Raw genomic sequence first — 12,705 nt, forward strand, 5'->3', positions numbered from 1 at the left:
AAATGGGTCCGCGTGCGCGGACCCGAGGGGGCCATCAATCTGGCTGGGAGGATTAGTTTTCGGTGCCGGGAGTACCCGTCTTCGGCGGCTTGCCATCTTCGATACGGCCTTCGTTGCGAAGGTCGCGGCCTTCCTGCGCCTTGCGCTTCGCTTCCGGGCTGTCGCCATTTTCGAAGGCTTCTTCCTTCACATAACCGGCGGCTTCCTTGATCTGTCCCTTGACGCTCATGATGATCTCCATTGGCTGTGGGTTCTGGTTCGACAAACCCTTTGCTGAGCGCGAAAGTTGCCTGCAATCGCCGGGATTTATCTTCGTTTGTCTGCGCAACTTTCGCCGCATGACGGCGTTTCGCGGCGCGCGCGGACGAGGAGAAGGGAGGAGTAGAAGAGGGCGCCGCTCGGCAACTATCCTGCGCCAGTTGTGAGGATAACCGGCGAGCAGAGATAGGCGCTCCGCTTCCGCAACTTTCGCATGCCATGTGCGTTCGCCCGTCAACATCGACGGGAGACGGGCATGATCCACCAGAAGTTCGAAAACGGCCGGATCGATCGCAGCGAGCCCGACGCGATGCGCGCATGGGCACGGCTTCTCGGCGTCAGCCAGTCCGAAATATTGATCGCGGTCGCGGCCGTCGGCGATCATGCCGACGCAGTTCGAACCTATCTTGCCCGGCCGTGGCCGGAGCCGCTCGTTTGACGGGCGAGAAGCGTAAGGCAGCCGGGAACGCTGCCGACGATCAGACGGCAAGGGCCGCTGAATCGCGGCCCGACGGGATCAGCGAGACAATGATCTCCGGGCAACGCTGGCACCGCCACGCGAGTCCTATCTCTTTCCTCATCCTCGCAGCGATCGTCGTCTTCGCGCTGTCGGGCCTCGCCGGGGGGCAACCGAGCCCGCTGCGGAGCAAAGACTTTGGGGCGGCGCGGCTTGAGGTTAAGACGCCGTCGGTCATTCGCAACGGCGAGTTTTTCGAAACCCGCATTCGGATCGAGGCCACCAGCGATATTTCGAACGTCGTGCTCGCGGTCTCGCCTTCGCTCTGGACCGACATGACGATCAACACGATGATCCCCGCTGCCGCCGAAGAGAGCTTCAAAGGCGGCGCCTATCGCTTCTCCTACGGCGAACTTCGTGCAGGCGAGACGCTCGTCGTCAAGATCGACGGGCAGATCAACCCGCCGCTCTTCGCCGGAACGGAGGGCGAGATTGCGCTGTTCGATGGCGATCGGCGGCTCGGCGGCATGCCGCTCCACATCAAGGTTCTTCCCTGATGGATATCGTCCTCCGCGCGAGCGCGATGTTCTTCCTGCTTTATGCGCTGCTCCGTCTCATGGGGAAGCGCGAGCTCGGGCAGATGACACCCTTCGAGCTCGTCCTGCTCGTCGTGATGGGCGACCTCATCCAGCAGGGCGTCACGCACAATGATTTCAGCCTGACCGGTGCGCTGCTCGCGATCGTCACATTTGCCTTCTGGGCGCTCACGCTGAGCTGGGCGACCTATCTCTTTCCACGGCTCAAGAATATGCTCGAAGGCCACCCGCGCGTCGTGGTGAAGCAGGGCGAGATCATTCGCGACAATCTCCACCGCGACCGGCTCACCGCCGACGAAATCGAGTCCGAGATGCGGCTCGCGGGCATCGCCCACCTCTCGGACGTCGAATGGGCGATCCTCGAGCCGCAAGGCAAGATCAGCTTCATCAAACGGTCGGGCGGCGCGGCGCGCCAGCGCGATGCCGACGATGGTGCGGTCTGAGCGAAGGGGCGGCAACTTTCGGGCGCGGCGCGCGCTGAACATGGGCGGGGCACGACGATGGAGACTGCCATGAAACCGACCGAAATCGACACCGACGCCACCCATATTCTCGCCGCCGACCACCGCGCGGTCGAAGCCCTGTTCGAGGAATTCGAGAAGGCGAGCGGGACCGACCGCAAGGCGAAGATCGCCGACCGGATCTGCACCGAGCTCAAGATCCATGCGCAGATCGAGGAAGAGGTCTTCTATCCGGCGCTCAAGGGCAAGATCGACGACGATCTGCTGAAGGAAGCCTATGTCGAACACGACGGCGCCAAGATACTGATCAACGAGATCGTCGCATCGGGGCCCGACGACGAGTTCTTCGAGGCGAAGGTCACGGTGCTGTCCGAAGAGATCAAGCATCATGTGAAGGAAGAGGAAAAGCAGCACGACAATATGTTCCAGCAAGCGCGCGCCGCCGACGTCGATCTCGACGCGCTCGGCGAAAGGATGCTTGCCCGGAAGGAAGATCTGAAGCGCCAGGCCGAGACCGCGGGACTTCCACCCGCCGAACTCGCAACAATGTAGGGTGAGTGCGGCGACGCTGATCGAACACCGCAGTCGCAAGCTTGCCCGCCATCTAGCGGGCAAGACCCTGCGGTTCGTGACCGCCGAAAGCTGCACCGGCGGGCAACTGGCGGCGATTTTCGCGGCCGATTCCGCACTTGGACCCCATCTCGAGCGCGGCTTTGTTGCCTATTCGATCGACGCCAAATGCGAGATGCTCGGCGTGGCGCGAGACGTTGCCGAGCAGTGCGATGGGGTCAGTTCCGAGGTTGCCGCGGCGATGGCGACGGGTGCGCTTCGCAAGAGTCAGGCGGATATTGCACTGGCCATCACCGGTTTCTGCGGACCGCGTGAAGGCCGCGAGGAAGTCGGTCTAGTCTACATCGGCGTTGCCGGTACGGACGTGGTGCGGGTCGAGGACTTCCATTTCGGTGACATCGGTCGCCGCCATGTCCTTGATCAGGCCGTCGCCGCCGCTCTCCAGATCATGATCGAGACCGCATCATGAGCTGGAGCCGGAATATCGCGACCCTGCCGGGCGGCCAGCAGCTGATGGGCCGATCCTGGCCTCTTGGTTCTGCCCCTTTATTTGCGCCTCAAAGCGGCCGCCTTATGTGCTGCGCGTTTGCCTTCGGCGGTCTCGACCAGAAACTCCGGGTTGTCGGGCGATGCGGCGACATGATGGCCCTTGATGTCTATTGGCTCGGTGATCTTCCGCACGACCTTTCCCTCAGCCCGGCCGCCGTGGCTTTTCCAGCTGACATGCTGGCCTTTTTCGGGTTCGTCCTTCATGCGCCTGCTCCTTCAAAGGTGGAGTCCGTGGCGGTCCCAAAGGTTCCGTCGGCACCTTTTTCGGCTCGACGTCCGGTCGGACAAGGGTCGCCTTGGGCGGCGCATCGTTGGTTCGCCGTGGGAGAAAGTCATGGACGATGAGCATGAACGGGGGCAGCGCGACGGTCTGCGGCTCGCCCTCGCAGTGCTTGCCGCCGAGGAAGCCAAATGGGCGGCATTGCTCGGCGAGAGCCGTTCGTGGCGGACGAACCGGGAGCGCGAAGTGCGGCACAAGGCGCTGCAGGTCGCGCAAAGGCGGATCCAGACTTTGCTTAACCGCCTGTCGCCAAAGCGGTCCGGCGCAATCGATCCGGAGCTGGTGGCAGCTCTCGAAAAAGCGGGTCTTTGACCGGGGAAGCGTCAGCTGCTTCGCGCGGAAAGGCCGGTCAGGGCCGCCTCCAGACGGGCAAGCGTGCAGGGCTTCGTGAGGATCGGCCGGCCGTCCCAGCAAGGGCCCGGCCGCCCGACGAAGCCGCCGGTCGCAACGAGAAACGGCAATGACTGGGCGGCGAGGGCTTCCGCGACCGCGTCGCATGGCAAGCCCGATTCAAGATAGACATCGACGATCGCCGCGTCGAAACCGCCAGCGGCAATCCGGGCAAGGGCGGAAACGATATCGCCGGCATCGCCGATGACGTCGTGGCCGGGTGCGTCCAGCGCATTCTCGAGCATCATCGCGACGAGGGGATCATCCTCGACGATCAGAATACGCTTGTTCATAGGTGCGTCTCTATCTCAAGAGACGATTGCCTCGATAGCCATTCGCAAATCGCTCTGGCCATAGGGTTTGCCGAGGCGCTGGATATCAAGTCCGTTCGTCGCCGGCGTTTCTCCATAGCCTGTCGCGAGGATGACCGGAAGGTCCGGGCGCCCGGCTTGTACCGCAGCGATCAGTTCGCTTCCCGTCATGCCAGGCATCGCCTGATCGGTGATCAGAAGATCGATATCGGGCCGTGCCTCGAGAAGCTCCAGCGCTTCATCGCCCGAGGCGGCTTCGAGCACCTCGTGGCCCAGATCCTCGAGTAGTGCGGCGGTGTTCATGAGGATGATCGCATCGTCGTCGACTGCGAGAACGACGTGGCGGCGACCGGAAGGGGAAGCGGCAGATGCGGCCGCCTGAGGGGGGCGGGGGCAGGCACTGCCGGGTGCGAGCCAGATGTGCGCGCGGGTGCCCTCGCCCGGGCGGCTCTCGAGCTGCAGCGCCCCGCCAAGCTGGCGCGCGAAGCCGTGAACCATCGACAGGCCGAGTCCCGTACCCTTGCCGATGCCCTTCGTGGTGAAAAAAGGATCGGCGGCGCGCGCGAGCGTTTCGGCGTCCATGCCCGGGCCGCGATCCTCGACCGTCAGACGGATATGGTCGCCTGCTGCCAGTTCGGGAAGCGCGGCCCGGTCAGGCGTCGTGGCAGCTGCCGAAATGACGATGATGCCGCCGGCGGGCATTGCGTCGCGCGCATTGACGACAAGGTTGAGGAGCGCCATCTCGAGCTGATTAACGTCGGCGCGAACCGCAGGAAGGTCTCCGGGAAAATCGGTGCGGATCTCGAAACTCGGCCCGAGCGAGCGGCCGAGAAGATCCATCATTCCCGCAACCAGCGGCTCGAGCGCGACATCTTCGGTCACCAGTTCCTGCCGCCGCGCAAAGGCCAGCATGCGCTGCGTCAGCGCCGCGCCCCGTTCCGCCGCCTTGAGGCTGTTATCCACCAGCTTGGCTATCTGGGGATCGTCCTCGGTGCGCCGCGCCAGGAGTTCGAGGCTCGAGTGGATCGCCATCAGCAGATTGTTGAAGTCGTGCGCAACGCCGCCAGTCAGCTGGCCGACCGCCTCCATCTTCTGCGCCTGCCGCAGCGCATCCTCGGCGAGCGCCAGCTGCTCGGCGCCTCGTTTCTGCTCGCTGATGTCGCGGCCGTACCCGAAGACGAGGCCATCCTCCATTGCGGTGTGCCAGGAAATCCAGCGAAGGTCGCCGCCCTTCGTCCGAAACCGGTTCTCGAAACCGGTCAAATCCCCGGTGTTCATCGCCTGGCCGAGCGCCGCGCGCGTCCCCTCGAGATCGTCCGGATGGACGAACTCTTCGAAGTGGTGGCCGATGACGTCGCCGCTGTCATGCCCGAGAATTCGGCTCCAGGCGGGGCTGGCCGATACGAACACGCCCTCGGCGTTGACGGCAACCATCAAGTCTCGGGCGTGCGTCCACATCCGGTCCGCGCGCTGGCGTTCGGTGTCGAGCGTTGCAACGCTGGCAAGCGCGCCGCCGACCTGGGCGGCGATGAGGTTGGCGAATTCGATGAGTTCATCGTCAGCGCGCCGATAGGGGTTGAGCCCGAAGCCGAGCGACCCCAGCGGCGGCTTGTCGGCCGCGCCCGGGATGTTGACGACAAGCGCATCGCGCGGGGCGATGTCCCAGTCGCCTGAGGGCCAGGACGTGCCGGCATCGAGCGCGAAGATGCGGCCCGGAGCCTCGCGGGACGGCAGGCTCGCGACCGTCGTTTCTCCATCGCAGCGGTGGAGGCGGCCGCCGTCGGCATCGAGACGAAGCTCGGCAAAAGGGAAATCGCGCCGGTTCTCCGTGAAGACCGCGCGGACCGCGGCAATCACGGACGGCACATCTGCGGCGCCGACAAGTGAGGTTCCAAGATGGCGGAGCGTCTCGAGCCGGCGTTCGCTGATGATCCGCTCGGTTTCCTCCGAGACGATGCAAAGGAGGCCGCCGACCTTGCCGGCGCCTTCGCCCAGCGGGCTGTAGGAAAAGCTGTGGTAGGTTTCTTCGGGATAGCCGCTGCGTTCGAGCAGGAGGAGCAGCGCCTTGTTCCATGTCGCCTCGCCGGCGCGCACGCGCTCGACCTGGTCGGCGACGTCGTCATAGACTTCGGCCCACACCTCGCGAAACGGCCGACCGAGCATGGACGGATGCTTAATACCGAGCGTCGGAATATACGCGTCGTTGTAAAAGAAAGCGAGGTCGTCCCCCCAACCGAGCCACATCTCGAAGCGCGACGTCAGCAGCATATGAAGCGGTATCTTGAGGGCGTCGGGCCAGGTGGCAGGGTCGCCGAGCGAGGTCGCGGACCAGTCGTGCGCGCGCATCTGTCGTGCCATCTCGCTGTCGCCCGGAAATATCTCGCGAAACGCCCCGTCCATCGACCCCATCGGCTGCTCCTGACCTGTCGCCTGCCAATAACGCAGGACAGCCGATTTCGATGCGTGCCATATACCCGCGCTGGCGCTGTCATCTGACTTGATCAAGTCTTTCCATAGCGATCATGGATGCATCTTTGCGGTTGCGTGGCTCGAAGTGTGGTCAAAGTCATATGCCTTGCCCGCGCGACGCGACACACGAGCCGGCACGCGCCTTGTCGAAGCGCCGCCGCGGACCCACAGGTCGCGTTTCTTTCCCCGCGGTCGAAGCTTCGCACGATATGCCGGGGACCAGCGCGGTCATCCGGATTAAGATGCGACGGGGCGAGCTTAGAGCCTAGATTTCGCTGGTCGGCGCGGGAACGGGCGTCTCGTACGGGCGGGGCTGGACGAGTGCGTCCGACTGCTTCTCGGGGCGGATATAGATCGAACTGATATCGCTCGACGCCGCCTTGAGTTCGGCCTCGATTGCCTCGATCAGAGTCTCGGCGTCGCCCATGGCAAGACGATCTTCGAAATCGGCGCTGACCGCTACGAAGATCGAATTGGGGGCGGTGTGGATCGTGCGCACATGGTTGACCGCGGTTATCTCGGGGCGCCGTTCGACGATGGTCCATATCCGCGCGATCAGTTCGGGGTCGGCGGCCTCGCCGATCAACAATTCTTTCGCCTCGCGCGCGAGCAGGATCGCGACTGCCGCGAGGATCGCGCCGATCGCCATCGAGGCAATTCCGTCGATTCGGGGATCGCCGGTCGCATGGCTCAGCCAGATACCTGCCGCCGCGATCGCGAGCCCGGCGAGCGCTGCGCTATCCTCGAACAGAACGATAAAGCCAGCCGGATCCTTGGAGCGCCGCACCGCTTTCCACCAGCCAAGGCCGCGCCGCCCGGCATTGAACTCGCGCACTGCGATCGTCCACGACGCACCTTCGAGCAGGAACGCGATACCGAGCACCACATAGTTGATCGTTGGATCGCGTAGCGGCTCCGGATCGCGGTAGTGAATCCAGCCTTCGTACACCGAGATGCCAGCGCCAACCGCGAATATGAGGATGGCGACCACAAAGGCCCAGAAATAGAGTTCGCGGCCATAGCCGAAGGGGTGCCGATTGTCGGGCGGCCGCTTCGCTTTCGCCTGGCCGTAGAGCAGAAGTATCTGGTTGCCGCTATCGACGAGCGAATGGACCCCCTCCGACAGCATCGATGAGGAGCCGCTGACAGCGGCCGCGACGAATTTGGCGACGGCGATACCGAGATTGGCGAAGAGCGCGCCGTAGAGAACGATATTCGCTTTGACGTGGCGCAATCGCGACGGCTCGGCCTCGATGACGGTCCGGGCTACCATGGCAGGCAGCGGGGATTGTCACCCAAGAGGCGGCTCCGTTCGAAGGCAGGACCGGTGCAGCGGGACATGGATGGGCTACGCCCTGCAGGGGCGCGCGTTCCATGGTGCGTGCGCCTGGCGTCTCGGGAATGCCACGGCGATTCTCCTGACCGACCGCAGCGGATGGGACCGGCGGTGGTCTCTCGCGGCTTGCGGGCGCAGGAGGTGCCTGTCGGATTCTTTCGCAGTCGGGCAGGCATAAGGTGCTGCGGCCCGGACCTTTTTAGGGTCTCCCGCATCCATCCCGCCTTCCGCTCGTTGACTGCAAGCGGCCGGCCGGCCGGGGCGGGGATATGGAGAGCGACAATGTCCAGCCCTGTGAGTTACACCCCCGCCGTCGAGACAGTTCTGCCCGATGAGGAAGAGACGATCGCCGAAATCAACGCGGCGTTCGATACTATCCTCGAGAAGACCTCGGAAGATTATGGTCACGCGGTGCGGGCGGTCCATGCCAAGGCGCATGCGATCATCGAAGCCGAGTTCATCGTCGACGAAGGGCTTCCCGAGGAGCTGGCGCAGGGCCTGTTCGAGGCGCCGGGCGCGCATCGCGCGTGGGTTCGCGTCTCGACCAATGCCGGCGACATCCTGCCCGACACGATCAGCCTGCCGCGCGGTATCGCGATCAAGGTCGAGGATGCGCAAGGCGCGCGGCTGGCGGGCGCCGAAGGAAGCGCGCAGGATTTCATCCTCGTCAACGGCAAGATCTTCCAGGCGAAGACCGCTGACAAATTCCTCGCGAACTTGAAGCTGCTCGCCAAGACGACCGACAGGCTCGAGGGCACCAAGAAAGTCATCTCGGCAGCGCTGCGCGGCGTGCATCATGCCTATGCCGCGGTCGGTCTCGATGCGCCCGCCGCGGTCGACACGCTCGGCGGCGCGCCCAACAGCGAGCCGCTCGGCGAAACCTATTATTCGGCGACGGCCTTCCGCTTTGGCGACTATATCGCAAAGTTCAGCCTCGCGCCGCTCGCTCCCGAAATGAAGGCGCTGACTGGCAAGACGATCGATGTCGGAGGGCGTGAGGATGCCATCCGCGAGGAGCTGCGGAGCGAGCTTTCGGGCTTCGACGCCCTCTGGGAATTTAGGGTCCAGCTTTGCCATGACCTTGCCAAGCAACCGGTCGAGGACGCGTCGGTCGAATGGGACGAGGAGGAATTTCCGTTCCGGCGCGTCGCGCTTCTGCGCGCCCGCGCGCAGGACAGCTGGGACGCTGCGCGCCGTTCGCATGTCGATGAGGCGATGCGTTTCTCGGTCTGGACCGGTCTCGAGGCGCACCGCCCGCTCGGCAACATCAACCGTGCGCGGCGCGATCCCTACCGGCACAGCGCCGACTTTCGCGCCGCCTTCAACGCGTGCCCCTATCATGAACCGTCGCGGGTCCCGGTCTGACGATGGCGCAGCGCGGCGACCGGCCTCATATTTACCGCTTCGCCGGACCCGCGGGCGGCTGGGGATCGGTCCGCTCGCTCGCCGATATCCTGACCCGCGAGCGCGTCGATGCGCGCGGCTACCGCGAGCTGCTTCGCCAGAACAAGCCGCAAGGCTTCATGTGCGTGAGCTGCGCCTGGCCGAAGCCCGCCGATCATCATCCCGCCGAATTCTGCGAGGAAGGTGCGAAGGCGACCGCATGGGAGCTGACGCGCCGCCGCACGACGCCGGCCTTTTTCGAGACGCATAGCCTGTCGGAGCTTCGCGGCTGGACGGATTACGACCTCGAACAGCAGGGGCGGCTCACGCACCCGCTTCGCTACGATGCCGCAACCGACAGATATATCGGCTGCAGCTGGGATGAGGCGTTCGACGCGATCGGCGCCGCGCTGCGCCCGCTCGATCCCGCCGCGGTCGCCTTTTATTCCTCGGGCCGCACCAGTCTCGAGGCCTCCTATATGTATGGTCTCATGGCGCGGATGTACGGGAACCAGAATCTCCCCGACAGCTCGAACATGTGCCATGAATCCACCTCGGTCGGGTTGAAGGCCGCGCTCGGCGTGCCGGTCGGCACGACGCGGATCGAGGATTTCGAGCAGGCCGACGCGATCTTCTTCTTCGGGCAGAATGTCGGCTCGAACGCGCCGCGCATGCTCCACAACCTGCGCGCCTGCCGAAAGCGCGGCGTCGAGATCGTGACCTTCAACCCGTTGCGCGAGCGCGGGCTCGAACGTTTTACCGATCCGCAGAACCCGGCCGAGATGCTGACGCTCAAGGAAACGGCGATCTCGACCCAATATCATCAGCTGCGCGCGGGCAGCGACATCGCGGCGATGACGGGGATCGCCAAGTATCTGCTGCTGTGGGACGAGGAGGCCCGGGCCGCCGGCAAGCCTGCGGTGCTCGATCATGACTTTCTTGCCGCGCACACGGTCGGCTTCGATGCGTTCGCCGCTTCGGTGCGCGCGGCGGAATGGCGCGACATCGAAAGCGAGACCGGCCTGCCGCGTGCCGATCTCGAGGAGGCGGCGCGCGTCTATGCGGGTGCCGGCGCGGTCATGGCGATCTACGGCATGGGGCTGACGCAGCATGTGAAGGGCGTCGAGAATGTCCGCATGGTGGTCAATCTCCTGCTGCTGCGCGGCAATGTGGGGAGGCTCGGCGCGGGGCCGACGCCGGTGCGCGGCCATTCGAACGTGCAAGGGCAGCGCACCGTCGGTATAACCGAAAAGACCGAACTCGTGCCGGTTGACCGGCTCGAGGCGCAATATGGCTTCTCCGCGCCGCGCAAGAAGGGGCTCGACACCGTCGGTACCTGCCGCGGCATAATCGACGGGTCGGTGAAGGCGTTCGTTGGGCTCGGCGGCAATTTCCTGCGCGCGGTGCCCGAGACCGGGGCGATGGAAGCGGCCTGGCCGCGCCTCGAGCTCTCGGTCCAGATCGCGACCAAGCTCAACCGCAATCATCTCTTCCCAGGGAAACAGGCCTTTCTGCTGCCATGCCTCGGCCGGATCGAGCGCGACTTGCAGGCAAGCGGACCGCAGGCCGTCTCGGTCGAGGATTCGACGAGCTGCATTCACGGCTCGCGCGGCAAGATGCCCCCCGCGAGCCCGCATCTCCTGTCAGAGCCTGCGATCGTCGCGGCAATCGCAAAGCGCATCGTGCCGGCCAACCCCCGGCTCGACTGGGATGCATGGGTTGACGACTACAGCCGCATCCGCGCGGCGATCGCGGAGACCTATCCCGACATCTTCGCCGATTATGAGCAGCGGCTCTTCACGCCCGGCGGCTTCTGGAAGGGCAACAAGGCGGCCGAACGCATCTGGGAAACGAAGAGCGGCAAGGCCGAATTCCATACGCCCTCGGGGCTCTCCGCAGCGGGCTTTGCCGATGTCCCGGGCCGGTTCCGGCTGACGACGCTGCGGTCGAACGACCAGTTCAACACCACCATCTACGGCTATCACGACCGCTTCCGCGGTGTGAAGGGAACGCGCGACGTGCTGTTCATCAACGCCGAGGACATGGCGGAGGCGGGGATTGCCGAAGGCGAGATCGTCGCGCTCGAAAGCGACGCGGGCGACGGCAGGCGCCGCCGGCGCGACGGGATGATCGCGACCCCCTATGCGATCCCGCGCGGCTGCCTCGGCGCCTATTATCCCGAGTGCAATCTCCTCATGCCGCTCGAGCATCATGCCGAGGAGAGCCATGTGCCCGCCGCCAAATCGGTGCCGGTGCGGATCGTCCGCGGGAATGCCGATCAGGGAGCCGCCGCATGACCGACTGGATCACCGATCTCGTCGAGACGATGGGCTATGCGGGCATCCTCCTCCTCATGTTTCTCGAGAATGTCTTCCCGCCGATCCCCTCCGAGGTGATCATGCCGCTCGCGGGTTTCGGCGCCGCCGACGGACGCTACAGCCTGCCGCTGGTGATCGCTGCCGGACTGGCCGGGACCCTGCTCGGCGCGCTCTTCTGGTACATGATCGCGCGCAGGATCGGCGATGAGCGGCTTCGCCGCTGGGCCGACCGCCACGGGCGCTGGATCACGCTCAGCGGCGACGATATCGCGCGGATCGAGCGCTGGTTCTGCTGCCACGGCACATGGGCGGTGCCGCTCGCCCATCTTATACCCGGTCTCCGCACCCTCATCTCGATCCCCGCCGGCATTTTCGCGATGCCGCCGACGCGCTTCCTGCTGCTGTCGGCGCTCGGCGCGGGCGTCTGGACCGCGGCGCTCGCGGTCGCGGGTTATGTGCTCGCCGAGCGCTTCGAGGGCGTCGAAAAAATGGTCGGCCCGGCAAGCACCGCGATCATGGCCGCGCTCTTTGCCTATTATGTCTGGCGCGTGATCCGCTTCAAGCCGGGCGGGGCCAGCTGATTATTTCTGGCCGGCCGCCGGGGACACCGGCGATCGCATCGCGAGCGCGCGGGGGCCGGTGACGCGCCACACCGTGTTCGAAAGATCGTCGGCGATCCAGAGCGCGCCGCGCGCCGGGTCCCAGGTGACGCCGACCGGGCGGCCCCGCGCTTTACCGTCCTTGATGAAGCCGGTCACGAAATCCTTCGGCTTCGCGGCCGGGCGCCCGTTCGCGAAGGGGACGAAGCGCACCTTGTAGCCCGCGAGGGTCTTGCGGTTCCAGCTGCCATGCTCGCCGACGAAGGCGCCCGCCTCATAGCCTGGGAGACCCCCTTCGGTCGCGAAGCTCAGTCCGAGCGGCGCGACGTGCGAGCCCAGCGCATAATCGGGGGTGACCGCAGTCCTGACGAGCTCGGGCTTTTGCGGATGGACGCGCGGATCGGGGTGACGCCCCCAATAGCTGTACGGCCAGCCGTAGAAGGCGCCCTCGCGCACCGAGGTCAGATAGTCGGGCACGAGCTCGGCCCCGAGCTCGTCGCGTTCGTTCACCACCGCCCAGAGGGCGTTCGAGGAGGGCTCGAGGGCGAGCGCGGTCGGATTGCGAATGCCCGAGACGAAGATACGGCTCGCGCCGGTGGCGGCATCGACCTCCCAGATGACGGCCCGATCCTCCTCGGCGCTCATTCCGCGCTCGCCGATATTGCTGTTCGAGCCGATACCCACATAGAGCTTCGTGCCGTCCGCGCTCGCCGCGAGCGATTTGGTCC

At 65.2% G+C, this 12,705-nt stretch carries 15 protein-coding genes; 9 read left to right on the top strand and 6 right to left on the bottom strand.

Features of this window, described 5'->3' with window-relative positions:
- Nucleotides 1–52: 52 nt before the first annotated feature.
- A complete protein-coding gene (locus tag B1A78_RS22590) occupies nt 53–499 on the bottom strand; it encodes a hypothetical protein (protein ID WP_179101999.1) in 447 nt (148 codons plus the stop codon).
- Between the two features lie 15 nt (nt 500–514).
- Here B1A78_RS22590 and B1A78_RS07415 point away from each other — a divergent pair, with 15 nt between their 5' ends.
- The 5 genes from B1A78_RS07415 (at nt 515) to B1A78_RS07435 (ending at nt 2,811) form a co-directional block, all read left to right on the top strand.
- Nucleotides 515–697, top strand: a complete 183-nt coding sequence (locus tag B1A78_RS07415; RefSeq protein ID WP_077146331.1) for a DUF3606 domain-containing protein — start codon at nt 515–517, stop codon at nt 695–697.
- 89 nt (nt 698–786) lie between these two features.
- Nucleotides 787–1,272, top strand: coding sequence for a hypothetical protein (locus B1A78_RS07420; RefSeq protein ID WP_144037732.1), 486 nt, complete (start codon nt 787–789; stop codon nt 1,270–1,272).
- Nucleotides 1,272–1,754 carry a DUF421 domain-containing protein gene (locus B1A78_RS07425; protein WP_077146333.1) on the top strand — a complete coding sequence of 161 codons (483 nt, stop codon included), beginning with the start codon at nt 1,272–1,274 and terminating at the stop codon, nt 1,752–1,754. Before B1A78_RS07420 ends, B1A78_RS07425 begins: the two co-directional genes overlap by 1 nt.
- A gap of 69 nt (nt 1,755–1,823) precedes the next feature.
- Entirely contained in the window at nt 1,824–2,324 is a 501-nt protein-coding gene (locus tag B1A78_RS07430; RefSeq protein ID WP_077146334.1) for a hemerythrin domain-containing protein, read from the top strand.
- Between the two features lies 1 nt (nt 2,325).
- Entirely contained in the window at nt 2,326–2,811 is a 486-nt protein-coding gene (locus tag B1A78_RS07435; RefSeq protein WP_083733948.1) for a CinA family protein, read from the top strand.
- A gap of 77 nt (nt 2,812–2,888) precedes the next feature.
- Here the strand turns inward: B1A78_RS07435 and B1A78_RS07440 are convergent, their stop codons facing one another.
- Nucleotides 2,889–3,095, bottom strand: coding sequence for a DUF2945 domain-containing protein (locus B1A78_RS07440; RefSeq protein ID WP_077146335.1), 207 nt, complete (start codon nt 3,093–3,095; stop codon nt 2,889–2,891).
- Nucleotides 3,096–3,225: 130 nt separating this feature from the next.
- Here B1A78_RS07440 and B1A78_RS07445 point away from each other — a divergent pair, with 130 nt between their 5' ends.
- On the top strand, nt 3,226–3,483 hold the full coding sequence (locus B1A78_RS07445; RefSeq protein WP_077146349.1) for a hypothetical protein: 258 nt from the start codon (nt 3,226–3,228) through the stop codon (nt 3,481–3,483).
- Nucleotides 3,484–3,494: 11 nt separating this feature from the next.
- Here the strand turns inward: B1A78_RS07445 and B1A78_RS07450 are convergent, their stop codons facing one another.
- The 3 genes from B1A78_RS07450 to B1A78_RS07460 all read right to left on the bottom strand — a co-directional run bounded on the left by B1A78_RS07450 (nt 3,495) and on the right by B1A78_RS07460 (nt 7,614).
- Entirely contained in the window at nt 3,495–3,854 is a 360-nt protein-coding gene (locus B1A78_RS07450) for a response regulator (protein ID WP_077146336.1), read from the bottom strand.
- Nucleotides 3,855–3,869: 15 nt separating this feature from the next.
- The gene (locus tag B1A78_RS07455; RefSeq protein WP_077146337.1) at nt 3,870–6,281 is read right to left on the bottom strand and encodes a PAS domain-containing protein; all 2,412 of its coding nucleotides are present in this window, start codon (nt 6,279–6,281) and stop codon (nt 3,870–3,872) included.
- A 325-nt stretch (nt 6,282–6,606) separates the two neighbouring features.
- Nucleotides 6,607–7,614: a cation diffusion facilitator family transporter gene (locus B1A78_RS07460; RefSeq protein WP_077146338.1), complete on the bottom strand. Its 1,008-nt coding sequence runs from the start codon at nt 7,612–7,614 to the stop codon at nt 6,607–6,609.
- A 345-nt stretch (nt 7,615–7,959) separates the two neighbouring features.
- On the opposite strand from B1A78_RS07460, the gene B1A78_RS07465 reads away from it, so the two are divergent.
- The 3 genes from B1A78_RS07465 to B1A78_RS07475 are packed head-to-tail and all read left to right on the top strand — an operon-like array spanning nt 7,960 to nt 11,959.
- A complete protein-coding gene (locus tag B1A78_RS07465) occupies nt 7,960–9,042 on the top strand; it encodes a catalase family protein (RefSeq protein ID WP_077146339.1) in 1,083 nt (360 codons plus the stop codon).
- 2 nt (nt 9,043–9,044) lie between these two features.
- Nucleotides 9,045–11,357 carry an FdhF/YdeP family oxidoreductase gene (locus B1A78_RS07470; protein ID WP_077146340.1) on the top strand — a complete coding sequence of 771 codons (2,313 nt, stop codon included), beginning with the start codon at nt 9,045–9,047 and terminating at the stop codon, nt 11,355–11,357.
- A complete protein-coding gene (locus B1A78_RS07475; protein WP_077146341.1) occupies nt 11,354–11,959 on the top strand; it encodes a DedA family protein in 606 nt (201 codons plus the stop codon). The genes B1A78_RS07470 and B1A78_RS07475 overlap by 4 nt, the downstream gene beginning before the upstream one ends.
- Here the strand turns inward: B1A78_RS07475 and B1A78_RS07480 are convergent.
- The coding region (locus tag B1A78_RS07480) for a sorbosone dehydrogenase family protein (protein WP_179102002.1) at nt 11,960–12,705 on the bottom strand (746 nt) is incomplete at its 5' end.

This window comes from Sphingopyxis sp. KK2, from assembly GCF_001990265.1.
In the GTDB taxonomy this organism is placed as follows: Bacteria; Pseudomonadota; Alphaproteobacteria; order Sphingomonadales; family Sphingomonadaceae; genus Sphingopyxis.